The sequence below is a fragment of the Halorarum halophilum genome (assembly GCF_013401515.1).
Lineage (GTDB): Archaea > Halobacteriota > Halobacteria > Halobacteriales > Haloferacaceae > Halorarum > Halorarum halophilum.
Genome location: NZ_CP058529.1, coordinates 1,481,656 through 1,504,431, shown reverse-complemented (window position 1 = coordinate 1,504,431; position 22,776 = coordinate 1,481,656). Strand labels below are relative to the sequence as shown.

Below are 22,776 nucleotides of genomic sequence, written 5' to 3'. Positions count from 1 at the left end.
CTCGGACAGGGGATCGAACCGCTCGCGGAATACTTCACTGACGTCGATGGGTTGCAAACTCGGCTCGACTGCTGACTTCTGTTCTGCAATGAGGGTCATGTATCACGGTTGCCAACCGATGCAGGGAGGAGATCCGCTCGCCACGCTGGCTGGATTCGTCGATACGACGCGGTGCACAGCTTAGCTTGGCCGAAGGTCAGCCGTTCAACCAAACCTAAATATAGGGCGGCGAATTCCCCACCCGTGTCACGGCAGGTCCGACGTGTCGTCCTGTGTGCCCTCCTCCTCGTCCTCGCAGCGGCGGGGCCCGCCGTAAATGCTACGCTCGGCGTCGGTGAGTCGGTTGGTGATGCATCCCGCGTGGTCAGTGTCGACGGGTCGTCGCTCCAGCCGAACACCGCCCAAGCGGCGGTGAACAACTCCACGGTCCGGCATGAAAATCCTGAGGAGGCAGGGGAGACGGGCGATCTCCAAGGGGTCGAATCGCATCTCGCTCGGTTGATGGCCGCCCGGCTTGGCGAGAGTACGATCCAGATCAGCCAGGGTGAGTACGAACAGGGCCGGACCCTCTTGGGAGACGAGTATACGGACATCTACGGAAAATACGTCGACGTCACAGGAGAGACGCCGAGCGCTGGAGAGGGCGACGCGTTCGAATCGGCCGCCGAAAACCAGCGGGAGTTCGCGAGCACCCTCGAAGAGTACCAGGAGACCCGATCGGACTACGAGCAGGCTCGTGAGAACGGTAACAACCGCGAGGCTCGCCAACACGCTCGCGAGCTCGTCCGCCTCTCCGGACAGCTCTCCGACTCCGGTGACGAACTCACTGACGCGTACGCGGGGGTTGAGAACGCGTCGGGGACGGGTTTCGATCGGGAGGAAGCGATCATCCAAGGAATCACGCAGAACGTCAGTGAAGAGACGACGGAGCTGGCTGCACAGACGTTCCGCGCAACCAGTCTCTCCATCACGCACGTCGGGGATTCGGATTCGATATCGTTTACGGACCCTCTCGTCGTGTCGGGCCGGCTCACGACCGAGAACGGAAGCGCCGTCGCAAGCCGCACCGTCCGCTTCGCCGTCGGCGAGCGGACGGTCACGACGGAGACGGACGGCGAAGGACGTGTCGAGTTCGCGTACCGGCCCGTCCGACTCCCACTCTCAACCGAGCAACTCTCGGTCCAGTACCGCCCCTCGGCGTCGTCCGTGTATCTCGGCTCCAACGCGACGGTTCCCGTCGCTGTCTCACTGACGACGGCTGACGTCTCGGCGACGGGGCCATCTTCGGCGTCGTTCAGTGACGACGTGACGGTTCGCGGTCGGGTCGTGGCCGCCGATACTGGCGTGCCCGGTGTTCCCGTCCAGCTCACGCTAGGCGATGTCGTCCTGGGAACGATAACGACGAACGAGACTGGCGGCTATGCACTCACCACGGCGCTTCCTGCGGGGGTGTCGGCGGGCGAGACCCCGATCACCGCCTCCGTCGCACAGTCCGACCGAGCGGTCGATGGTGATGGGACAGCGGCCCCGATGACGGTCACGCCGACGGAGACGCGACTCCAGCTGAACGCGACGGCCAGTACACAGAGATCGATTCAGGTGGACGGGACGCTTCGCACGGCCGACGGGGATAGTGTCCCCAACCAATCCGTCGAGCTCCGACTTGCGGGGTCGACGATTCGCGATGTGGAGACAGGGGCCGACGGGGACTTTTCCACGCGCCTCTCCGTTCCAGCGTCGCTTCAGGGCGAGTCGAACGTGACAGTCGTCGCGGTCTTCTCCGGGGAGCGGACGAACCTGAACGCGTCGCACGCCCAGGTCAACGTGCTGCTCCGGCGGGCGGGTGGGAATTCGAACGACTCCGGGACCGTGGTTCCGGGTGGCGGTGATGGCGGTCCAGCTGCCCCCGGTGTCGGTACCTCGTTCCTCCAGCTCCCGCTTCACTGGGTGGCTGGGGGTGCACTGCTCCTCGCAGTGTTCGGAATGGTGTACGCGCTTCACCGGGGATCCGAGCCCTCACAGGTGGACGCGAACAACGCTGCCACCACGTCGACCGCTGCAGACACGACGACTGCGGACGAACCAGGGCCGCTGGCGCTCGCAGCCGAGCAGTACGCGAACGGTGACATCCGGGCGACCGTCGAACTCGCCTTCGCCACGGTTCGCCGCCACGTCGAGCGACGCGACGGGCTGGCCTCCACGTTGACGGCCCGGGAGTTCGTCGAGCAGTACGCGTCCGGAGACAAGTCGGATCGGGCGGCGATCACGGAGCTTGCAGCACTGTACGAGCATGCTGCCTTTGGTGGCCAGGGCGTCCCGGAGGAACTCGGGACGACGGCACTCTCGCTTGCGCGGTCGGTCGTCGGAGAGGATGAAGGGTCGACGCCCGCTTCACCGGACGACTGAGGACCAACCCCTTTTTCCCAGCCGCCCGGAGAGTAGCGGCGTATGCGCTCGGACTCCCGGTGGTGGCAGCTCCTCCCCGCACCGGTTCGGCGGCTCCCCGCGGATCTGACTGCCTGTGCGCTCCTCGTCTGCCTGACGCTGGTCGCTGTCTTTCTGCCGGTCGTTCGGATGACCCAACTGCGGATCCTCCTCGGGCTTCCGTTTGTGCTGTTCGCTCCGGGCTACGCACTCATCGCCGCGCTGTTCCCCGAGGCGGGCGAGTCACCGACCGAAACGACTGACGAGGAGTCCTCGCCCGACCGCTCGGGCATCGACGGGATCGAGCGCGTCGCGCTCTCGTTCGGGACGAGCATCGCCGTCGTCCCGCTCGTCGGGCTGGTGTTGAACTTCACGCCGTTCGGCATCCGGCTGCTCCCGCTCATGGTGTCGCTCAGCGGCCTCACGTTCGGCCTCATTGGTGTCGCGGCCCATCGTCGCTGGGCGCTCTCCGCGGACGAGCGGTTCAGCGTCCCGTACCAAGCATGGTACGCGGTTGCCCGGTCCGAGCTCGTCCATCCGGAGAGTCGCGCCGATGCAGCGCTGAACGTGCTGTTAGTCATCTGCGTCATCCTCGCCGCCTCGAGCGTCGCCTATGCGGTCGCCGTCCCGAATCAGGGGGAGCGATTTACCGAGTTCTACCTGCTCACGGAGACGGACGACGGCGAACTCGTGGCCGACGGCTACCCGATCGAGTACACACAGGGACAGCCGCAGTCGCTGATCGTTGGGATCGAGAATCAGGAGTACATGCGAGTGGACTACACAGTCGTTGTCGAGCTCCAGCGAGTGGTAGTCGAGGACAACTCGACGACAGTGAGCGAGCGAGAGGAACTGAAACGATGGGAACCGAGCGTCGCCCACAACGAGACGTGGCACCTCGAGCACAGCATCGCCCCGGGGATGACCGGGACGGAGCTCAAGTTGACGTACCTGCTCTACCAGGGGGACCCACCGTCCGAACCGACCGTCGATAACGCGTACCGGGAGCTCCATCTCTGGGTGAACGTGAGTGCCCCGGCGGCTCGGCCGTCGGGTGGCGACGAGCCGCCGTCGGAGCCACGCTTTACCAAAGGGCTACCCGCTTGCTCATGCTAGTACTGGCGGCCTACAAAACAGATTGATATGCCCCCCTGATATTCGTGCGTACTGTGTGTGAGCTTCAATCCGTGTTTCGGGCGCTGGCAGACACCCGCCGTCGTGCTGCTCTCTCCTGCCTGCAGAAGCACCAGACCGTGTTCTTACCTGATTTGGCGGAGCACGTCGCCGAACAGGAACGGGGGACGGACGTGACGACCATCTCAGAAGAATGGGTGAGAGACGTGTATTTCTCGCTCTATCACAAGCATGTGCCGAGATTGGAGGAGGCCAACCTGGTTCAGTACGAGCAGTCGGATGATGTCGTAGTCAAGACGGACCGGGTTGGCGAGGCTCTCATGGAGGTCCGAGAAGCGGTGGATTCACTGAGACAGACGTCCTGAGCACCCCTGGCCTCGATGCTCAGTCCTGGCGGTCTGCGATGGCCGTGGCGAGCGCGTGGGCATCGGCGGTGTCGGCGGCGTAGCGGGTCGTCGTCAGCTGGTAGGTGGTGTTGCTCACCTCCGTGAACGGCTCGCCGAGTCCGTCGAGCGCGGTCGCGGGTGGCGTCGAGTCGGTGCCGACCGCGAGTGCGCGGACGTTCACCGTGAACGACTGGCGGGTGTCGACCGCCTCGAGCTCTGCGATGCGCTGGCGGGTGGGTGGGGAGAGCTCCTCGCGCTGGCGGCGCTCGAACTGGCCGCTGTCGATCGGGCCGAACAGGTCGCCGATGAGCTCTCCGAGCAGCGACGGCTGTGGCCAGTGGAGATCCTCGATCGTCTGGTTCGCCTCGTACGTCCAGTCCGGTTTCGGCGTGAGGAGCGTCTGGAGGAGCAGCGGGCAGTCCACGGCGCCGAGCGCATCCACGACATCGGTCAGCGGCCAGCTAGCTCGCTCCTCGGTTCGAAACGTCTCGAACGGCCGGAGCTGCGTCTGCCAGTCACCCCGGCGATCCTCGCGCGCCCGCAGTTCGAGGCCGGCGATCGGCCGGTCCATCAGCGCGGGGACGTCAGTGTCGGTGTCCGCTATGGTGTCTGGCGGGGACTCGGCCATGAGCAGGTCGGCGATCGAGGTCGTCCGCCGCGTGCACTCGTAGCTCGGTGGAACGCACCGCCGCAGCGTCCGCTCGAGTCGCGCCGTGTCGATGGCATCGCCGTCGAACAGATACGTGACGCCGTCGTCGGCGCCTGCGGTCACCAGCAGCATCTCGATCGTCGGTATGGCGTTGGCACCCTGGCCGTGGAGGGTACGGAGCGCGGTCTCGACCTGGGCCGGGTCGAGCGGGTCGGTCGTCGGGCGAACCGCGATGTACTCGCGGGACGTCGTCAGGGACGTGGCATCCAGCGACATTATTCCACCAACGCTCGCATACAATTAGATATACTAAAAATCGCTCGGAGCCCGCGCTCGGCGAACTGAGGAAGTGCACGTCCACACGAGCCGGTTCCAGGTGTGCAGTGAAGTTTCGCATACAGAACTGCACGGAGCAAGCTGACGACTTCACGTTTTGGTCGTTGTCAATGCCACAACGCGCGGAACGTGATTCTGGTCTGCAGTTACATGACACGGGCCGACAGAGTGCAGACAGGAGCAGCCTCCCGCATGGCGGCCGGCACGACATCAGGGCGTCGAGCCCATGCCGAGAGCCGGTATATCACATCCCCGCGTCCTCGAAGGCCTGTTCGAGCGATCGTCCTTCGCCAATCAATCGATCTACATCTCGTTCCGTCTCAGCGATCGCCTCGGCGGCTGCGGTGACGTCCTCAACGGCGGCACGTTCGATAACAACCACGCCGGAGTCGTCACCGACGAGTACGTCGCCCGGGGTAATCAGCGCGCCGCCAACAGTGACCTGCCCATTCCGCTCGGCTTCCTCGCTTCCGCTCGGCCCGCGCGGCGTGACTGCCCGTGCGAAGACGGGAAATCCAAGGTCTCGTATTCCGGACACGTCCCGGACCGCTCCGTTCGTGACCATCCCTCGCACATCAGTCGCGGTCGCGTATGTCGAGAGCAACTCGCCCCAGATGGCCTCGTCAGTGCTGTCCTCAGCATCAACCACCACGACTTCATCTTTGCGCGCAGTATCGAGGGTCTGGACAGGTGCCGAGAGGGCCGCGGGGTCGAGCGCGACTGTCCGGACCGGTCCGGCGACCGTGCCGTCGGTATGGATCGACTCGATCGCGGAGGCCAGCGTGGTTACACTTCCGTGGTTCGTGTCTGCAATTGCGGACGTCGAGCACTGCTCCAACCGGTCGAGTACCGTGCTCTCGACTGGTTTGGTATCCGTTGGCATGTCCGTTGAGATGAGCGCCTCACGTGAATATGTATTGGGACAATGCCTGGACATGTTCGACTGAACCGCCTGCAGAGTGGCATTGCAGACCCCGTTCAGCTACAGCAAGGCGATGACTCCGTCGATGCGCCTCGGCGCGCTTGGAGACATTGTCCAGGGGTGCGGCTATCCGTCATGCTCACTTTGGTATTGCATTGAACTGTTCTCTGTCCGAACACAGTGTCACGCCAACTGCTGTGGACGAGACGTCGGCTCCAACACTGTCGAGCTGAGAACCAACACCTCCGCGATTTCATCCAGCAAGTCGCTCATCACGTCCAGGGGTCACCGACGGGTTCCTGTGGAGGGCTTTCCTATGGAGTCAGCTTGCATGCAGGCGGTACCGTGTCCACGTTGAACACGGTGGCACGTACTCCGCGGCTGAATCGGCCTCGTCCGGTGACGGTGCCGACCAAGCAACTGGCGCTGCCGGCCCAGGGGGTACCGGTGCCGTGCTGAACGCACCCTTGTAGGTCTCGCTCGTTGAGTCGCTTGGCCGCCCCGTCGATCTCGACGATCATGGTGACATGGATCGATTCAGCCTGTTCTGCAGTCACCGTAATCGTGGTCGCGTCACCACGCGTCGAATCCGACTGCCACGGGTTCAGTTCCGGCCCGCCCCGCTCGCCGCTGTCGCCCGGCGCGTCGCTCGCGACCGACCAGTCCGGGCGTGTGTCTCATTTCCGCTCATCAACACATTCGAAGCCGATGCGATGGCGTTCGACCCGCAGTACTGCTTCCCTGCGTCTCGGCCACCAGCTGGGCCGACCATCCCCTTAATGACGTCGCGATTCTCCTCGACAACCCACATGCTACGGCCAGTGAGAGTATACTCGTTCTGCTGCGTCTCGCGTTCCTTCGTGTAGTCGCTCCCAACCAGGCGTCCACCTTACGATCGAGACCCGGAGACAGCCGACCATGCGTGCTGTCTTCCGGGGAGAATTCCTGGGTCGATCCTGGAGTGGTACTCCTCGTTTCGGTACGCAGTTCAGTCTAGGCGGGCAAGTGAGCCGTAGAGCTCCGCATTCTGAATATGTGTACAGAACTGCGCGCATAGTCGACAGCAGTCTGCAGCATCCGTGAACGTCCGAACACTCGCGTCCCAGCGTGCGTTGACTGACCCAAGCATCGCACTCCGCACCGACGGCTCGGTCGCAACCATCACCCGTCGCGTGCACGGTGGTGGCGTGGCCTCGGCCGCCGGCCCGTGCATTCCGTCGCTCGATAGCAGGTCTTCGAGGACGCTCCCGATTTCGATGCCGACGCCGAGATTATCGCCGACCTGTGGCGCGATGAACACGGTTGCATTGCTCGCGTTCGCGAAGGCGATACTCTGTGACGCGGCATCCAGCTCATCAAGTGGGATTCCGACATCGATCGCGAGGAAGGCGTTGAAGCCTCGGTCGCGGAGGCAGTCACGCGTCTCTTGGAGGAGGCGCAAGACCTCGTCCTCGGCGTACTCGCCGCTGGCTTCGTTCCACGTCGCAAACGAGGGCGCGTCGGTCTCGACATCGGCATCTGCCGGCAGCAGTGTGTCGACGTCGAACGTCCGGTACGGGCCCATCAGATAGACGAGAAACTGCTCGCGTCGAACTGCGGGTAGGGCACCCGAGTCACCGACGGCCCGAGGAAGGTTGTCGATAATCCGGTCCCGCATTTACGTCGGCGATTCGGCCAGTGCATATATAAAACTCGGTGTTTTCAGGAATCTTCTAGTCGAGAATGACTAAGTATACCGCGCTCTTACCCATTCCCCAAGGTATCCTCCAATGGCCGAAACCGACCGCCATCACACAGACGAGGTTCGTCAGCCGGAGCCGCCGCTTCCCGAGGAGAGCGGACTGACGCTCGAGGAGTACCTCGCAATGCAACAGGCGATCGGTCACCCAACGCGGTTTCGTATCCTGCGAACGCTCGTCGCCAATGACGAACTGAGCGCCGCCGATCTCAACGCTGCGGTCGATGTTGAATCCCACAATTTCCACTACCACCTCGACGAACTGGTCGACGTCGGGCTCGTCGACAAGCGCCAGCGACGGACCGCCGATAGCCAGGGCTTCTTCACGTACTACCGGCCGACTACAATGGGGCGCGGCATCCTCGAGCACGGCGTCGAGGAGCTGATGCGCCGCGAACACGAGTTCAATGACGCCTATTCATAGCATCACGGCACGTGGGACGCGCGGCTAAATTGCCGACCTCTACGGCCACCGAAGCCGGAGCGAGTCAGGGTCAGCTCTGGTCATCTGAAACTTCGAGATCGACGAAGTAGTGAAGATAGTCTTCCCGACTACGAAGGCAGTCCCGTCACCCACGGGTTCCTCCGAAAACGGGCCAACTACCTCGAATCCGGTGAAGAACTCGACATTCAGACAGCGGGGTACACGAAGTGCCGATTTCCGGTGCTGGCCAAACGGTACGTCGTCTGCGATGGCAAAGTCCTACACCCCGATCTCAGTCACCTCGAAAAGATTGGTCCGTAGCTGCCGTTCGTCCCCCTAAGGTCGTTTTCAGCGTTTTTCTCACCGTGTGGTGTGTCTACAGAAGACCTTTACCGTGAACCCGAGACCCACCGCTAGTTATGAAACGCATTGCCCTCCTGACAGCCCTCCTCATCGCTCTCAGTGCGCTCCTTCCTACGGTCACGCCAGCGGTCGCGAGTCCACAGCCAGACCCCGTCTGTGGCGCGTGTGGATCCTCCTTCGAAGAAATCGCCGAGAATCATGGCGTCGCGGTGAACGTCACACACAGCACGGCGACAGTACAGATCCACGAGAACGGATCGGCGACCTGGATCGTGACGAATCGCGTGAACGAATCCGCCGCCTCCCGACTCTCACAGAACTCCGACCTGCTCAATCGGATCGCTCGTGAGGCCGCAGCCGAGGGGTGGGGACTCCCACACGTCTACGAAGAAGGTGGGGTAACATTCCAGACTGCGTCAATCGACGATCGGACCATTCGTATCCAGTTTCAGGATTCTGACGCTGGTACTCGACACGCCGGCGTTCTCGTCGTGGACTACCTCCACTCGGAAGGCGTTCGAGGTGGCTGGATACTCAACGCTGACCGGTTCACACTCCATGGTCCACCCGGAACTGACGTCGTCAACAACCCGCGGTCAGCAATTATTGACGAATACACGTCCGCAGACGTCGCCCCTGAGGTGACTGCGGGGAACGCAACTTGGCGGGGGGCAGCCACCCATGAGTACGGGGCAGCGTTCTACGACGACGTCTACATTGCGTACGGTGGGCCGGAAACCAGCTCGCTTCGTGTGGATGCAGCACTCACCATTGCGACAGGCCCGATTTGGCTCGATAACGTCCAGGCCTTCGTCCTTCCGGCTGTCGTCATCTACGGGCTTTTGCTCGCGGGCGTCACGGTTGGTGCACGCTGGGCGGCTGACGTTTCGCTCGACGCTAATCGAGTCGCAGCAGTCATTGCTGGAATCGGTCTGGTAACGGTTCTCGCTGCAGTCCTCACCACGCTACAGACTGGCCCGTCATCATTCGCCGGTCTCGGAGCGATCTACCTCGTGACTGGGGGGATTGCGTTGCTCCGCCCCCGATCGCTTCGCTCTGTTCGTGGTGCGCTCACCGTCGCCGTGAGTAGTGTCCTCGCTGTCGGAGTGATCCTCCTCGGACTTGGCCTCGGTACTCGGCCGTTCGAGTATGTCGCACCCTCAGTGCTTCGCGGGATGGTGTTCCACCTGCCGCTAGCGGTCGCCCCAGCGTTTGGCCTCGCAGTCGTACGGGCCACCGAGCATGGCAACCGCCGATCGACGGTGCGTGCCTTCGTGGGCGCACTCGCCAGCCTTGCGCTCGCTGGGATGGTGTTCGTTCCATTCGACTCCCGTCCGTGGGGACTCATCCTCTTTCTCACAGTCGGCGGGGCGATCCTCGCTGCGCTGCTCGGGCTTCCGCTCGCCGTACTCGCGGCTCGTCGATGGGCAAACACCCAGCCAGGTAGCGAGGAGACAGGACACGCCCCGTAACGAGGGAACGCCAGCGTCAACGAGGCTCGAGTCTTCGCTGCAGGAATCGACAGTACTACTCTACCCATCTCACACCCGGCATCGGTCGAAGCATGGGGCGAAACAGCAACCAAACCGTACACGGCTGCCTTACTACATCTTGAGACGGCGGGGTTGCGCAACCGACACCGCTAGCGAGCTGCAGGCTGTGTTGGTTCAACGGAAGGGAGATGGGACACTGCTGCAAGGAAGGACTGTCCGACGGAACATCTTTTCCGAAATTCGCCTCATTCACAGACGACCCATCCCGCGTGACGCTGGCGCCTGCCGCGTCGCTCACTCCATGCCGTAGCCGTCAGTCTGCGCTTCTGGGGCCTCTAACGAACTGGCTCTCTCGGCCGGTCTGGGCGGGGCCTCTGGGTCTGGCATCGATGGCTGGTCGCCGGGAACCGGTTGGTCGCGCCAGTCGCCGGCGGGGAAGGTCCCGGTCTCGACCTGGCGTTCGAGCGCGGAGAAGACAGCTGTTACCTTCGCACTGCCCTCCGTCGGACCCGATTCGATCGCTGGAGGGAGGCTCGTGTCGAACATGTTGTTATGAAAGCTGTTTCCCTCGCCTGCAGGCCGTCCGAGTGCAAGGTCAGCCCGGCCGGAGTCGCCGATCTGGTTGTTCCGGACCTCGTTCCCCGAGGGGGTGACGACGTTGGGATGGGCCACGATCCCGAAGCGGTCGTGGTCCCGAACGCGATTCTCGGCGACGACGTTGTCGGATCCTCCCCAGAGGAGGATTCCCATCCCGATGAGCGGGTACGACTGGAGGGCTGGGGCGTCCGCATTGTTGTTCGCGTAGATTTGGTTGCCGACGATACTGGAGGCCCGTTGGGGTGGGTCCGCCCGATCCAGGGTGTTCGGGAAGACGCCGACCTTGTTGTACCGCCAGACGGAGTCCGTGACAGTCAGAGGGCCGCCAGTACTCGTGCCAGAATACCCGATGGCGTTGTGCTCGGCGACGACATCGGAGATTGCGGCGTCGTAGGGTCGGTTTCGACCGAGGTAGAAGCCGGCGTCGGGATGGCCTGATGCGTAACTGTGCTCGAATCGTCCGTCCCGTGACTCGTAGGCGTAGATTCCGTAGTAGCCGTTGTTGTAGGCCGTCAGGAAGCTGCCGCGGAACCCCTCCACACCGGACCAGTAGAACGCGGTACCTCGGTAAAACCGTCCGGTCAGGTTCTCGAGGGCGACCCCGTCAGCAGTCACCTCGATGGCGTTCTCCCCCTCGAATCCGCCGTCCAGGATGACCTCGTTTCGGTCGCGTCCTCGGACGGTCACACCTGACGTCGATACGACGACCTCTTCGGCGTATGTGCCTGGCGCCACTAAGACGAGGTCGCCTGGCGAGGCGGCGTTGACGCCAGCCTGGATCGTCTTGTAATCCCGGGGCACGTGGATGGTGTCGTAGTCGCGCCCCTCGCCGGTCGCCGTGAAGGCGTCGACGCCCTGGCTTCCGGGATCGGCCGCGCTGCTGGCCCGTTGCCCGTCTCCCTCGCTCCGTGGCGTCGGCACGCGGCCGGCCGAACCGGCGATGCCGAGGCTGCTCGCCACTCGGAGGAGGCGTCGTCTCGACACCATCATCGGTCCTGAATCCTTCGGAGGCAACGTACATAGGTCGTTGGTCGGGTCGGCGCCAACTCACGGGTTCCCCAACGCCGTGGACACTGCCCATCCCACAGATTCGCCACGTTCTGTGAATTGAACCGACGATGACGACTTGGGAGGCCGGCAGCCACGACCGGGCCGTCGGCAAGCGGACTCATCGATGGCTGGTGACGTGGGTGTACAGGAGGACCACGAGATTGTTTCCGAGGTGGAGGCCGACAGCAAGCGGCCAGTGCCCGGCGACGGTCAGCCAGGCAAGCAGCCACCCGGTTGTCACGACCAGCGAGAGGCCGCGTCCGGTTCTGTGAAGGAACGCCCAGTAGACGGTACCGACAGCGATACACCACATTACAGGGAGGCCGACGTACTGTGTGAGTGCGAGCGGCAGGCCCCTGGCAAGCACTTCCTCGAACAACACCCCGACCGTCACGACGAGCGACCGTTGGCCAAGACCGATCCAACTGGAGTCGGTTACGGTGTACCCGATCGAGTCCTGGGGCTCGTACGCAGGGAGAATCCCTCTCAGGTGTTGGTTCGGGGCGACTACCCGTAGCCAGCGTTTGTGGCGATACGAGAACGGTGGAGCGACGAGGAACTCCCGGTGAACCGCGGATTCCAGCGCGTACTGTATCCCGACATCGACGGACGAAAGGAGGATCCACAACCCGATCAGCGGCACGACTTCGCCGGCCGTAATCCAATCGGCGATGAACGTGAGCGGGGCGGCGCCCGCGTGTATCCCGTTTGTGATGCCTGGCCCCATGAACTCCGCCCACTTTAATTCTCTATAAAATTTCTGATTCAAACAACGGCGGTGATGCGGATATCGGGTGGCGGACGACCTCAGAGTCAGGTTCAGGAGGAGTTCCACAGGGGCTCCTGGCAGGCACCGGATATGGGCTCAGTCGACCGTTACTCGTCGACGTACTGGGTTTCCCAGCTACGCCGGGCATCGAGTTCCCGCTGGCCACGCTTCGTGACGTTGTAGGAGTTGGTTCGCTTGTCCAGTTCACCCTTCTCGACGAGGCCCTTCTCCACGAGCGTATCCAGATTCGGATAGAGTTTGCCGTGTTGGATGGCGGATTCGTAGTACTTCTCGAGTTCGTCCTTGATAGCGAGGCCATGCGGTTCCTCGAAGCCTGCTGTACAATAGAGTAGGTCCCTCTGGAAGCCAGTGAGATCGTACATTTGGTGGACAGACGAGCAGAAGTATATAAAAACCCACGCGATTTTGGGCGGATTCTGCTTTTCACGACCTCTCCACGGTTGTGCGTGGTACTCCGCGTTGCAGCGCGGGACGCATCGTCACGCCCACCAGCGCGGAATCAGCGTCGGCGACCTGCGTGAACAGGTATCAACCGCGACGAGTGAACACCGCCGAGGTCGCAATATTGGGAGGGTAGCGCTCTCAAGGCATTCACGGTCGACAGACAGCATCCACTCACGATTTCTTGTTGAGTGTTCACACACTCAACGAGTCGGAGCCAGGGAAGACGGCCACCTGGCCGCTCGTACCTCACGCAGTATGACCCCTCTCCGCTCAAATGCTAGTGTGGTCGCTCAGCAACGAAGTGTGAGCCGTCACGCCATATGAGAGAGCGAGAAAACGGCCGGAGGATTAGTCGTCGGTGCTCGGCTGCCGGTCGGTGTCGAGCACCGTTGGTATCTCTGCGTTGTCCATTCGGTGACGACCGTAGAAGTAGTAGATCGCGGAGATGGCGATAAGAAACACGATGCCGAGACCGAATGAAGCGGCGGCACCCGAGAACGTGCCGTAGAGGATGAACGCGACGCCCAGCATCCCGAGTACCGGGAAGAGCGGGAACAGCGGTTGCTTCCAGTTCTGCTTTGCGACGTGCCCAGGGTGCTCACGGCGGTATTTGACGGCGGCAACGATTGCAACGCCCCAGGTCACCAGCCATGCGAACACTAGGAGCAGCGAGAGCTGGCCGTAGTCGAGCAGCTCGTACTGCGCTACGAGCAGCAGGACGACGCTGCACGCCCAGACGAACACGGTCGAGAAGAGCGGAACGCGAGTTCCCTCGTACACCTGGCCAAATATGTCGGGGAGAACCTTCATCTCGCCCATCTTGTAGAGCATCCGAGGTGCGGAGTACATCGTCCCCATGAACAGGCTCGTGAACGCTGCGATCCATGCCGCGAAGTTGATGATGAGCGCGGCGTTTGAGCCCCAAACCATCTGTGCGGTCGTGGTGAACGGCGATTCGAGTGACGTGAACTGCTCGTAGCCCATGATGCCGATCATGCCGATCATCGCGAGCGTGTAGATGAAGAGGAACGTAACGCAGGCGACGACGAGCGCCCGTGGGATGTCTTCGACGTTCTTCGCCTCGTCGCCCCCAGTCGTGAGCGTGAGCGGTCCCATGTAGGCATACATCCCGAACGCCATCGCGGCCCAGACACTCCCGTACCCGTTCGGGAAGAACGGCGTGAAACGCGTCCCGGAGTAATTGCCGCTGAGGATGGTACTGATGCCGAATATCAACACGATGCCGACGAGGAGGAGCACGGTGCCGAGCTGGAGCCGACTCGATAGGAACACGCCTCCGAGCTGGATGAGCGCGAAGATCGTCACAAAGAGGATGCCCCACACTGCGGCCGGGACGCCGAGGTCGGGGACGAAAAATTGGGTGATGCGGCCCATCGCCAGTCCAACGCTCCCGCCTGCGATTATCCACCCAACGGCGTACGAGAGGCCGCTAATGAACCCGGCATAGTCGCCGAGAATCTCTCGCCCCCAGATCCACATGGCGCCCGCACTTGGGAGGCCGACCGCGAGGTCGCTCACGGCGAGTGCGATGAAGAGCATGAACAGCCCCGCCAGCACGTACGCCAGGATGGCTGCTGGGCCGGCCGTCGCGATTCCATCGCCGAGGAGCAGGAAAATACCGTCACCCACGACGGAACCGACACCGATTGCCCAGAGGTGCCAGAACCCTAGCTGTTTCGCTAATCCTTTCGATTCGGCAATGTCGGTGTCTGTTGACATGGTTTCGGTTCGTGGCACACAATCACTAACAGCCCACTTAAGCGTTCGCGGGGGATCTGTTGGGAGCACTTGAGGACGGGCCAGTCCTCAGTGGGCTGTGCCCGATCGGTCACTGCCAGATCGTCTGTCCGCGACGGAAGGGTACGCGTCGTGCGGTCGACTGATCGCACTGGGAGGACCTGAAGACGTATCGTCCCGTCGGCCGTTACCGGACGTATGAGTGGAGAGAGGAACTTGCTCGACCGCGACGCTGACGTGCTCTCGGAGGCGATGAAAATCCGGTTTTTCCCGTTCGTCCTTGACACGCAGGCTGGCGCGACGCTCACAGGCGTCGACGGGGATGAACTGATCGACTTTACGTCCGCGTGGGCTGTGGCGAATACCGGCTACCGACATCCGGCTGTCGTCACCGCACTCCGGGACCAACTCGACCGTGCGCTCGCCAACTCGCCGATCTCGCTCCCGCACGGTCCTGTGATCGAACTCGCCGAACGACTCCGCGATCGGTTCGACGCGGACTTCCCGACGAAAGTGTGGTTCGGCCACTCCGGGTCGGAAGCAGGCGACCTGCTCTCGAAGGCCATACCAGCGACCGGCGACGGTGGCGTCGTCGTGACCTTCGAGGGCTCATACCACGGCATTACGACCGGCGCGGCGACGATCTCGGGCCACAGCGCGCAGGCGGGCGTCGGGTCCGAGGACGTCGTTACCCTGCCGTTCCCGGACGAGTACCGCTCCGACCGTACGGCTGACGCGCTCGTTGAACGCGCGCTGGGGGCCGTCAGCGAGGCGTTCGAGACGCACGATGTCGCCGGCCTCATCACGGAGCCGCTCCAAAGTGACGGCGGTATCCTCGTTCCGCCCACTGGGTTCCTCGAAGGGCTCGCGGACATCTGTGCTGACAACGATGCCTACTTCGTTGTCGACGAGGTGAAAGCCGGGCTCGGGCGCACCGGCGAGTTCTTCGCGTACGAACATGCAGGCATCCAACCCGATGCGATCATGCTCGGAAAGCCGCTCGGCAGTGGCGTTCCCATTAGTGCGGTAGTCGGCCGGGCAGAACTGGTCGATTACGAGCCCGCGAGTCACATGATGACGACGGCCGGGGGGCCGCTCCCGGCTGCGGCCGGGCTCGCCACGCTCGACGTCATCGAGTCCGAGGATCTTCCCGCACGCGCCGCCCGCCTCGGCGCTCGTCTCGCAGCTGCGCTAGACGACCTCGCTGCCGACTCACCCGTCGTCGGGGACGTTCGCGGCCGGGGACTGATGCAGGGTGTCGAACTCGTTGCGTCCGGGACCGACGACCCGTCGCACGAGCTCGCAGCGCAGGTCTGCCTTCACGCACGCCGTCGCGGCCTCGCTGTCTTCTACGTCGGCATGCACTCGAACGTACTCGAACTCACGCCACCGCTGACCATCTCCGAGGCCGAACTCGATGCGGGTGTCGATCGGCTGGCCGACGCGATCGTAGATGCCCAGACGACAGCGCTCGACCCGGCGCTACTGGAACGGTACGCTGGCTGGTAGTCCAGTACCGGGACGCGACGCCTTATTGGCCTCGTCGGTCGAGCGTATCGTATGAGCATCCGAGACGTCGTCGCGTCGACGCCGCTCGTGGACAACCACGCCCACGCCGTCGAACCGCTCGAACGGGAGCGGATCACCGACTCGTTCGCCGACTACTTTACCGAGGGCCAACTCTCGCCCGAACACGCCCGCCACACGCTCAACTACCGTGCGGTGCTCGATCTCCTCGCCGAGCAGTTCGGCAGCGCGGACGAGGCGACGTTGCTCCAGCAGCGCGCTGAGGTCGACCTCGCGTCTTACGCTCGGACGCTCATCGACGGGACGAACACGGAGACCATCCTCGTCGACGACGGCTTCCCCAACGTCGCCCTCGACGAATTCGACGCCTACACTGACGCGGATCTGCGGCCAATCCACCGCATCGAGAACGTGGCCGAGACGCTTCTCCCGGCCTCGGAGTCGCTCGCCTCGTTCGAGGATGCCTTCGTCGATGCGCTTGAGGAGGCGCTCGACGGGGAGTTCGTCGCGCTCAAGACCGTCATCGCCTACCGAACTGGCCTCCGAGTACGCGCTCACGACCGGGACGCTGTCCGGCGAGCCTACGACGAGGTATGCCGCGACTGGGACGGACGCGTCGAACATTCCGTCTTCAACGATTACCTCGTCCATCTCGCAGCGGAGATGGCGGCTGCCTACGACGCACCGCTCCAGTTCCACACGGGATTCGGCGACGCCGATGCCCACCCGCAGTTCGTCGACCCGACTTACCTGTATGAGTTCTTGCAGGCCCACCCCAGTACGCCGGTCGTCCTGCTCCACGGCGGCTATCCGTACACCCGCGCTGCTGGCTACGTCACCGCGACGCTGGACAACGTCTACCTCGACCTCTCGCTCGCGACGCCGTTCGTCCAGCACGGCGTCGAGCCGCTCATCTCGCAAGCGCTCGAACTCGCACCGACGACGAAACTGCTCTACGCGAGTGATGCCTTCTCGGTCCCCGAACTGTACGTCCTGGCCGCGCGGCGGTTCCGAGCCGACCTTTCGTCGGTGCTCGAACGCCTCGCTGCGGACGGCTTCGTCACCGAGTCGTACGCCGAGGATGTCGCTCGCAGGATCCTTCGGGAGAACGCCGTTAGCCTCTACGACCTCTGAGTGACGCCGACCTCCGCCACCGCGAGTTTCAGCATCGCCTTTGCGCCTGCGATCACGTGGTCTCGCTCGACGTACTCCAGCGGTTCGTGCGACAGTGCGCCCGCCGGGCCATACTCGACGAGCGTCGGAATATGCGTGCCGTGGTAGACGAACGCCGCGTCGGTCACGCCCGGTGCGACGTCAAGTCCCGGGTCGTAACCGACGGTGTCCGCGGCGGCCCACGACGCCGTCCGAACCAGCGGGTGGTCAGCCGCTGCCTCGCGGTCGTCAGCGAGCGCCACCGGCGGGAAGAAGTCGTGTTCGCCGATCGATGCCGAGAAGTCGACGTCGGGCGCGGCCGCACTCGCGTGCGCGACAACCGTCTCGCACAGGCGGTCTTCGACTGCATCGACGCTCCCGGGGAACCCCTCCCAGCGCGGTATGCGGACGTCGAACGTCGCCTCGCACCAGTCGGGAATGGTGTTGAGGCCGCCCCGCTCGACCGACCCGGTCTCGGGGTCAACGCGCTCGATGCCGCCGCCGACGATGGAGGTGCCGGGTGCGACGGTGAGCTCGCCCAGCAGCGCGTCTTCGACGAACGGCGCGGCGACGGCGTCGCGGTACGCATCCGTGTCGGTCTCAGCGAGCGCCTTCGCCGCGCCGAGGACGGCGTTGTGGCCGAGATCGGGCGTCGAGGCGTGTGCAGACTCGCCTTCCGCTCGAAGCGTCAGCCACACTAGCCCGCGATGACCGACGACCGGAACGAAGCCGTACGATCCCTCGAGGACGGCCGCGGTCCACCCGTCGTACCCGTCGTACCGGTCGCCGAGCCAGTCTCCTCCACCACCCCAGCCGACCATGTTCTTCGCGCCCACCTGGTAGTACTCCTCGTCGACGAGGTGGCCGTGGATGACGTCGCCGCCAAGCGTTGCGTCGGTCCCGGCGAGTGCGGCGTCGAGCCCGAGCGCGCTCCCGACGAGACAGACGATCGCGGCCTTGTTGTCGTAGACGCCGCGGCCAACGAGTGCTGCCACCTCGCTGTCGCCGCGGAGTCGCCAGACGCGGTCCATTCGGTCGCGGATGGTGCGCGTTTCGACTCGGTCGCCCACGGCGACCTCGACCGTGCAGTCGTCGGTCCGCCGGACCACGCCCTCGCGCATCGTCCATGGGTCGTCGTCGGGCCAGTCCGCGGTGGGGCCAGGCGGAACCACGTCGGTGTGGCTGGTCGCGACGAAGCCATCGTCACCATCGCCCGGCAGGACGGCGTAGACGTTCTCCCTCGTCTTCTCGCGATAGTCGTCCTCGGCGGAGATGGGCTGGGCGTCGAGTTCGAGCGCGTCGGCACTCTCCTCGAGGAAGGACCACAGCTGCCCGACGGTGGTCGCCTCGTCGTCGTGGACTCCCTCGTCGCCGGGGAGGCTCGGTCTCGCGACGAGCTCGGCGAGCAGGTCGACGAGCTCGTCGGCGTTGTCGTCTATCCACGCACAGCCCCGCTCGATGACCGCCAGCTCGCGGTCGGTCAGCTCAGTCATGTGTCCCTGTCGTGTAGGCGCTGCCGTTGTCCCAGAGCCCCGGTTCGAGGCCGTGATCTGCAAGCCACGTGCGGACGGTGTCCGCGGCGGGCGTCACGAGGAGAACGCCACCATCCCGGTGGTCGTCGGCCCGCACGAGACCGCGCCTGACGTATGACTCGGGCTGGAGGTGGTAGCCGTCCCACCCGAACGTCTTGTAAGAGTCGCGGACCACGAGGTAGCGCTCGTCGCTGCCGGCCCGTGCAACGCGAGCGGCGACGGTCGTGAAGTGGCCGACGTCCCAGTCCATCGTCCGGAAGTACGATGGGTCGTCCCACTGGGCGAGCAGCGCCACGACATTGTACTTGTGCCCGAGCAGGCCGGCCGGTGCGAGCGTGTGTCGAAGGTTGTAGTTCAGAATGGGCTGGGCAGGTACTGCACCGGTCGCCATCGCGCCGAGGAGTGCGTCGAAGCGAGCCGCGTCGAGCTGGATCTCCGCGTCCCGAACGGCTGGCACTGGAATCGCCTCGACCCGACCGCCCGAGGCCGTCTCGCATGCCTCGACCAGTCCCTCGGCACTCGTCCCACCTTCGTCCTCGACGACGCCGAAGTCGCCGTCGAAGTAGTCGTGCATGTACCACGTGGCGGCGCGCTCAGAAGGCAGTTCACCTGTCGCAATGCGGTCTTCGATCAGCGCCTGCCGGTCGGCGTTGTGCGGTTCGAGCGTCGTGCCGGCGATCTCAGCGACGCGGTCGATCGTGACCGGGTCGCCGTCGACCTCGTTGACACCGTACGCCCGGAGCAGGTACGTGAGCGCGTACGCCCCGCAGACCATGTCCTTCTGGTCGCGGAGCAGGCGGTACGTCTCGTGGACATCGGGGAACCCCGGCAACACCGCTACATCGAGGTCGAGCGCGTCGAACAGCGGTGGAAGGTCAGTCATCAGAACGCCCGGGTAAACTTGTCGAGCTCCCACTCCGTGACGGTGCCCGTGAACTCGTCCCACTGGCTACGCTTCACCTCTACGTACGACTGGAAGAGCGTCTCGCCCATGGCGGCGGCGAGCACCTCGTCAGCTTCGAGTTCATCCAGTGCCTCCCCGAGCGTCTCCGGGAGCCGCTGGACGCCGCGCTCCTCGCGCTCCGCGGCCGACATCTCCGCGGGGTCCTCGTTCACGGGCGCACCGGGGTCGAGTTCGCGCTCCACGCCGTCCATACCGGCTGCGAGCAGCCCGAGCTCTGCGAGATACGGGTTGGCGGTGTTATCTGCGGGCTTGAACTCGAATCGCGTGGTCTCGCTCGGTTCGTCCCACTGCGACGAGGGGACACGCACGATCGCCTCGCGGTTATCTTGTCCCCAGCAGGTGAACGCCGAGGCCCACATGTGGGGTCGGAGCCGACGGTAGGAGGAGACGGTCGCGGCAGTCAGCGCGACGAGCGCCGGGGCGTGGTCGAGTACACCACCGATAAAGTGGCGGGCGGTTTCGCTCAGGCCGTACTGACCGTCGCTGTCGGGGTCATGGAACACGTTCTCCCCATCGTCCCAGAGCGAGAGGTGGATGTGACAGCCCGCTCCGGCAGCCTCCGCGAACGGCTTCGGGACGAAGGTCGCGTCGACGCCGTGGTTCGACGCGACTCCCTTGACGGTCTGCTTGAAGAGGATGTGGTTGTCGGCCGCCTGCAGTCCTGGTGCGTGCTCGACGACCAGCTCCTGCTGGCCGGGCCCGTACTCCGGGTAGTACGCCACGATATCCATTCCCTGGGCCTTGAGCGCGTCCGTCATGTCGAGCACGATGTCGTTCGTGCTCTGCATGCCGTCGGCTGCAAAGCAGACGCTGTCATCGAACGGAGCCAACTCGCCGTCCTCGGTGTCGCGTGTCAAGTAGAACTCGCTCTCGAACGCGACGCTCGCCTCGTACGGGAGATCATCAAGATACGATGCGAGTGTGCTCCGCGGGTCGGCAGCCCACGGCGTTCGGTCGAGGTCGTAGAGGTCACACAGCATCACGGCTGCACGGTTGGCGTACGGAAGGATCCGAAACGTCTCTGGGTCGGGGAGTATCCGCACCTCGCCGGCGGCGCCGAACATACCGCCCGGCGCGAGATGGTCGAGCGCGTTGAACGACTGCATCGCCGACGAGAGGTTGATCCCATCGGTCAGGACGGACGCGACGCGGTCTGCGTCCACGACGCGGCCGCGAGGAACGCCGTCGTTCCCGACGTACAACAGTCGGACGAGGCTTACCTCGTCGGAGCTACAGGTCTCGATGACCTCGTCTGTAGTGGGCATGCCCCTGTGGATGGTTGTCACAACAAAGAATGTTCCTGGCGAACCGCTGGCTCCCACGTCCGCGTCAGCCGTGGCGAGACAGACCGGTACACCACCTTCGTCGCTCGGACGCCTCCGATCCACCAACCCAAATCCGTACTGCTGGTGGCTGGCATCGGCCACGCAACGGCTCATGACTGAAGGAAACTGGGGAAGCGGGCCCCTCGACAGAGCGGTGAATCCAGCATAAGACGACTGCTCACCGCCGGTAAGCACCACGGTCGTGTCGAAGCGATCACTCAGCGGTTTGTGTCTCTGTCCGCTCGACGTTGACCAGCAGCACCGTCCAGTAGACCTCACCGTCGTATCGGACGAGGTACGGCCCGCTCAGGTCGCCCCCGCCATCCTCGTCGAGACCGTGTGCCTGTTCCTGTGGTCGGAACCGATCAGCCAGCGACCAGAACGCCTGCGTGGGCGTCTGGTCGTGGTTGACGGCGTACTGCTCCTCGTCAATGGCCGTCTGGACGATGTCTGCCTCAGCATCCGAGAGCGCCTCCAACTGGAACGCCAGCTGGTCACGCATCCGCTGTCCGTATTCGGCGGCGGTCGAGTACTGCTCGGCTGAATACTCGTAGGTGTGTAGCGTCGTTTCGTGGGAGTCGTCGACGAACCATGCTGCCTCCGAGCCGTCCTCCCAGACGATGTACGAGTACTTCGACTCCGGGACGAGGGCTGATTGCTCACGTTCGGTGTGGGTGTAGAGGATGGCTGTCCCGAACCCGAAACTACCGCCTTCGTCCCACCCGTAGGCGGCAAACTTCTCCCTGTCGACGGCCGGGAGATCGGAGAACTGGACAGCCTCCGATTCGACTACCGTCCCCTGGACGATGTCTACCCGGATCTGGTAGCTCGTGGCCGGAGTCTGCTCGCTGATCTCGTGGGAGAGCACGTAGACCGCGTCATCGTAGTAGATGTGCTGGGCTTTCGGGACTGGTGGGGTTCTGCGTTCGACCGTCGTTCCGCCGTCGAGAATTTCGTCCATCAGATCGACCCGTCGATCAGGATCGTCTTCGGTACCGATCGAATAGAGGACCCTTGCCGGCAGCTCAGGATCGGCAACGGTCTCCATTCCGAGCGTGGCGGGCGGGAGCTCGGCCCCGCCTTGAGCGGCGCCGCTGGTTCCTCGGAGGCCCGTACACCCGGCGAGGGTGATGGCCACTGCAGTTCCGGTCCCGCCTAGCACGTCTCGGCGGGTGAGCTGGCGATGTCGCCGCTTCTTGGCCGTGGCGCTCTGAACACCACTCGCCTTCTTGCGCTCTGTGGAGCCACGGAATAGATCGAGAGGACGCATTGGACGCAGGGTTCGCAAGTTCGTCTCAAAGTTCCTCGGAAGACTGAAAATTGGACTTACCCACCATTCGGTGGTGCGATCGTGGGTGAAGTCTCTACGGATGGCTGTCCAGACAACGTCTGAGACACCTCCCGTTAGCGTGATGCCGCCGACTCCCTCTGTAGTTAGCACACTCCTTTTGACAGAAGTTGAGTAGATCATCGAGAGCGTGCTGGAACAGGGCGCATACTCAGCACGCCTCCTCCGCGAAACAGAAACGGAACGAGTTAGGGAGGCCAAGCCAGACGAGCCTCGCACTGCGTCCAGTACTGATCTGGATGCGCACGTTCGGACGTGATCAACACGCAACCGTAACGCCGAATCCAGCGCGTGGTCTGGTACATCACTCGTCGGCAAGACGGTTGCCGTCACCGGCACCGGCTCGGGGTTCGGACGCGCAACTACACGGCTGTTCGCCGACCGCGGAGCCAGCGTCGTCCCGGTCGACGTTGCCGAGGC

At 63.9% G+C, this 22,776-nt stretch carries 18 protein-coding genes and 1 pseudogene; 8 read left to right on the top strand and 11 right to left on the bottom strand.

Annotated features, from left to right (window positions below; all coding sequences use genetic code 11):
• The first annotated feature begins 243 nt into the window (after positions 1-243).
• From HUG10_RS07675 to HUG10_RS07665, 3 genes are read left to right on the top strand one after another with little or no spacing between them, the layout of a single operon-like run.
• Positions 244-2,406 carry a DUF4129 domain-containing protein gene (locus HUG10_RS07675; RefSeq protein ID WP_179169009.1) on the top strand — a complete coding sequence of 721 codons (2,163 nt, stop codon included), beginning with the start codon at positions 244-246 and terminating at the stop codon, positions 2,404-2,406.
• A 42-nt stretch (positions 2,407-2,448) separates the two neighbouring features.
• Entirely contained in the window at positions 2,449-3,540 is a 1,092-nt protein-coding gene (locus tag HUG10_RS07670; protein ID WP_179169008.1) for a DUF1616 domain-containing protein, read from the top strand.
• Between the two features lie 53 nt (positions 3,541-3,593).
• Positions 3,594-3,923, top strand: coding sequence for a DUF7344 domain-containing protein (locus HUG10_RS07665; protein WP_179169007.1), 330 nt, complete (start codon positions 3,594-3,596; stop codon positions 3,921-3,923).
• A 19-nt stretch (positions 3,924-3,942) separates the two neighbouring features.
• Here the strand turns inward: HUG10_RS07665 and HUG10_RS07660 are convergent, their stop codons facing one another.
• From HUG10_RS07660 to HUG10_RS07650, 3 genes are all read right to left on the bottom strand, one after another.
• A complete protein-coding gene (locus tag HUG10_RS07660) occupies positions 3,943-4,869 on the bottom strand; it encodes a hypothetical protein (protein WP_179169006.1) in 927 nt (308 codons plus the stop codon).
• A gap of 304 nt (positions 4,870-5,173) precedes the next feature.
• Positions 5,174-5,866 (bottom strand): RraA family protein, encoded by a 693-nt coding sequence (locus HUG10_RS07655; RefSeq protein WP_218780661.1) that lies wholly within the window; start codon positions 5,864-5,866, stop codon positions 5,174-5,176.
• A gap of 973 nt (positions 5,867-6,839) precedes the next feature.
• Positions 6,840-7,508 carry a DUF7509 family protein gene (locus HUG10_RS07650; protein ID WP_179169005.1) on the bottom strand — a complete coding sequence of 223 codons (669 nt, stop codon included), beginning with the start codon at positions 7,506-7,508 and terminating at the stop codon, positions 6,840-6,842.
• Positions 7,509-7,620: 112 nt separating this feature from the next.
• Between HUG10_RS07650 and HUG10_RS07645 the strand changes: the two genes are divergently transcribed.
• The 3 genes and pseudogenes from HUG10_RS07645 to HUG10_RS07640 all read left to right on the top strand — a co-directional run bounded on the left by HUG10_RS07645 (position 7,621) and on the right by HUG10_RS07640 (position 9,848).
• The gene (locus HUG10_RS07645; protein WP_179169004.1) at positions 7,621-8,013 is read left to right on the top strand and encodes a winged helix-turn-helix domain-containing protein; all 393 of its coding nucleotides are present in this window, start codon (positions 7,621-7,623) and stop codon (positions 8,011-8,013) included.
• Positions 8,014-8,124: 111 nt separating this feature from the next.
• Positions 8,125-8,334: pseudogene (locus HUG10_RS21755) on the top strand (hypothetical protein); the annotation flags it as partial.
• 98 nt (positions 8,335-8,432) lie between these two features.
• Positions 8,433-9,848: a hypothetical protein gene (locus HUG10_RS07640; protein ID WP_179169003.1), complete on the top strand. Its 1,416-nt coding sequence runs from the start codon at positions 8,433-8,435 to the stop codon at positions 9,846-9,848.
• 315 nt (positions 9,849-10,163) lie between these two features.
• Here the strand turns inward: HUG10_RS07640 and HUG10_RS07635 are convergent, their stop codons facing one another.
• The 4 genes from HUG10_RS07635 to HUG10_RS07620 all read right to left on the bottom strand — a co-directional run bounded on the left by HUG10_RS07635 (position 10,164) and on the right by HUG10_RS07620 (position 14,490).
• Positions 10,164-11,267 carry a right-handed parallel beta-helix repeat-containing protein gene (locus tag HUG10_RS07635; RefSeq protein ID WP_218780660.1) on the bottom strand — a complete coding sequence of 368 codons (1,104 nt, stop codon included), beginning with the start codon at positions 11,265-11,267 and terminating at the stop codon, positions 10,164-10,166.
• A 367-nt stretch (positions 11,268-11,634) separates the two neighbouring features.
• Positions 11,635-12,243: a CPBP family glutamic-type intramembrane protease gene (locus HUG10_RS07630; RefSeq protein WP_179169001.1), complete on the bottom strand. Its 609-nt coding sequence runs from the start codon at positions 12,241-12,243 to the stop codon at positions 11,635-11,637.
• A 149-nt stretch (positions 12,244-12,392) separates the two neighbouring features.
• Entirely contained in the window at positions 12,393-12,668 is a 276-nt protein-coding gene (locus HUG10_RS07625) for a helix-turn-helix transcriptional regulator (protein ID WP_179169000.1), read from the bottom strand.
• Positions 12,669-13,098: 430 nt separating this feature from the next.
• On the bottom strand, positions 13,099-14,490 hold the full coding sequence (locus tag HUG10_RS07620; protein WP_179168999.1) for an APC family permease: 1,392 nt from the start codon (positions 14,488-14,490) through the stop codon (positions 13,099-13,101).
• A gap of 216 nt (positions 14,491-14,706) precedes the next feature.
• Between HUG10_RS07620 and HUG10_RS07615 the strand changes: the two genes are divergently transcribed.
• The gene (locus tag HUG10_RS07615; RefSeq protein ID WP_179168998.1) at positions 14,707-16,017 is read left to right on the top strand and encodes an aspartate aminotransferase family protein; all 1,311 of its coding nucleotides are present in this window, start codon (positions 14,707-14,709) and stop codon (positions 16,015-16,017) included.
• A gap of 51 nt (positions 16,018-16,068) precedes the next feature.
• Positions 16,069-17,169, top strand: a complete 1,101-nt coding sequence (locus HUG10_RS07610) for an amidohydrolase family protein (protein WP_179168997.1) — start codon at positions 16,069-16,071, stop codon at positions 17,167-17,169.
• On the opposite strand, the gene HUG10_RS07605 is transcribed toward HUG10_RS07610, so the two are convergent.
• The 4 genes from HUG10_RS07605 to HUG10_RS07590 form a co-directional block, all read right to left on the bottom strand.
• A complete protein-coding gene (locus HUG10_RS07605; RefSeq protein WP_179168996.1) occupies positions 17,157-18,680 on the bottom strand; it encodes a M20 family metallopeptidase in 1,524 nt (507 codons plus the stop codon). The two genes, HUG10_RS07610 and HUG10_RS07605, sit on opposite strands and share 13 nt — an antisense overlap.
• Complete coding sequence (locus tag HUG10_RS07600; protein ID WP_179168995.1) at positions 18,673-19,602, bottom strand: DUF6885 family protein; 930 nt, start codon at positions 19,600-19,602, stop codon at positions 18,673-18,675. The genes HUG10_RS07605 and HUG10_RS07600 overlap by 8 nt, the downstream gene beginning before the upstream one ends.
• Positions 19,602-20,948 carry a gamma-glutamylputrescine synthetase gene (gene glnA2, locus HUG10_RS07595; protein ID WP_179168994.1) on the bottom strand — a complete coding sequence of 449 codons (1,347 nt, stop codon included), beginning with the start codon at positions 20,946-20,948 and terminating at the stop codon, positions 19,602-19,604. Before glnA2 ends, HUG10_RS07600 begins: the two co-directional genes overlap by 1 nt.
• Positions 20,949-21,222: 274 nt before the next feature.
• The gene (locus HUG10_RS07590) at positions 21,223-22,278 is read right to left on the bottom strand and encodes a hypothetical protein (RefSeq protein ID WP_179168993.1); all 1,056 of its coding nucleotides are present in this window, start codon (positions 22,276-22,278) and stop codon (positions 21,223-21,225) included.
• Positions 22,279-22,776: the final 498 nt, after the last annotated feature.

What these genes read in the sequence shown, in the direction of transcription:
- HUG10_RS07670 (WP_179169008.1), top strand. Translation starts at nt 2,449, where the DNA reads ATGCGCTCGGACTCCCGGTGGTGGCAGCTCCTCCCCGCACCGGTTCGG.
- HUG10_RS07660 (WP_179169006.1), bottom strand. Translation starts at nt 4,869, where the DNA reads ATGTCGCTGGATGCCACGTCCCTGACGACGTCCCGCGAGTACATCGCG.
- HUG10_RS07655 (WP_218780661.1), bottom strand. Translation starts at nt 5,866, where the DNA reads ATGTCCAGGCATTGTCCCAATACATATTCACGTGAGGCGCTCATCTCA.
- HUG10_RS07650 (WP_179169005.1), bottom strand. Translation starts at nt 7,508, where the DNA reads ATGCGGGACCGGATTATCGACAACCTTCCTCGGGCCGTCGGTGACTCG.
- HUG10_RS07645 (WP_179169004.1), top strand. Translation starts at nt 7,621, where the DNA reads ATGGCCGAAACCGACCGCCATCACACAGACGAGGTTCGTCAGCCGGAG.
- HUG10_RS07640 (WP_179169003.1), top strand. Translation starts at nt 8,433, where the DNA reads ATGAAACGCATTGCCCTCCTGACAGCCCTCCTCATCGCTCTCAGTGCG.
- HUG10_RS07630 (WP_179169001.1), bottom strand. Translation starts at nt 12,243, where the DNA reads ATGGGGCCAGGCATCACAAACGGGATACACGCGGGCGCCGCCCCGCTC.
- HUG10_RS07625 (WP_179169000.1), bottom strand. Translation starts at nt 12,668, where the DNA reads ATGTACGATCTCACTGGCTTCCAGAGGGACCTACTCTATTGTACAGCA.
- HUG10_RS07620 (WP_179168999.1), bottom strand. Translation starts at nt 14,490, where the DNA reads ATGTCAACAGACACCGACATTGCCGAATCGAAAGGATTAGCGAAACAG.
- HUG10_RS07615 (WP_179168998.1), top strand. Translation starts at nt 14,707, where the DNA reads ATGAGTGGAGAGAGGAACTTGCTCGACCGCGACGCTGACGTGCTCTCG.
- HUG10_RS07610 (WP_179168997.1), top strand. Translation starts at nt 16,069, where the DNA reads ATGAGCATCCGAGACGTCGTCGCGTCGACGCCGCTCGTGGACAACCAC.
- HUG10_RS07605 (WP_179168996.1), bottom strand. Translation starts at nt 18,680, where the DNA reads ATGACTGAGCTGACCGACCGCGAGCTGGCGGTCATCGAGCGGGGCTGT.
- HUG10_RS07600 (WP_179168995.1), bottom strand. Translation starts at nt 19,602, where the DNA reads ATGACTGACCTTCCACCGCTGTTCGACGCGCTCGACCTCGATGTAGCG.
- glnA2 (WP_179168994.1), bottom strand. Translation starts at nt 20,948, where the DNA reads ATGCCCACTACAGACGAGGTCATCGAGACCTGTAGCTCCGACGAGGTA.
- HUG10_RS07590 (WP_179168993.1), bottom strand. Translation starts at nt 22,278, where the DNA reads ATGCGTCCTCTCGATCTATTCCGTGGCTCCACAGAGCGCAAGAAGGCG.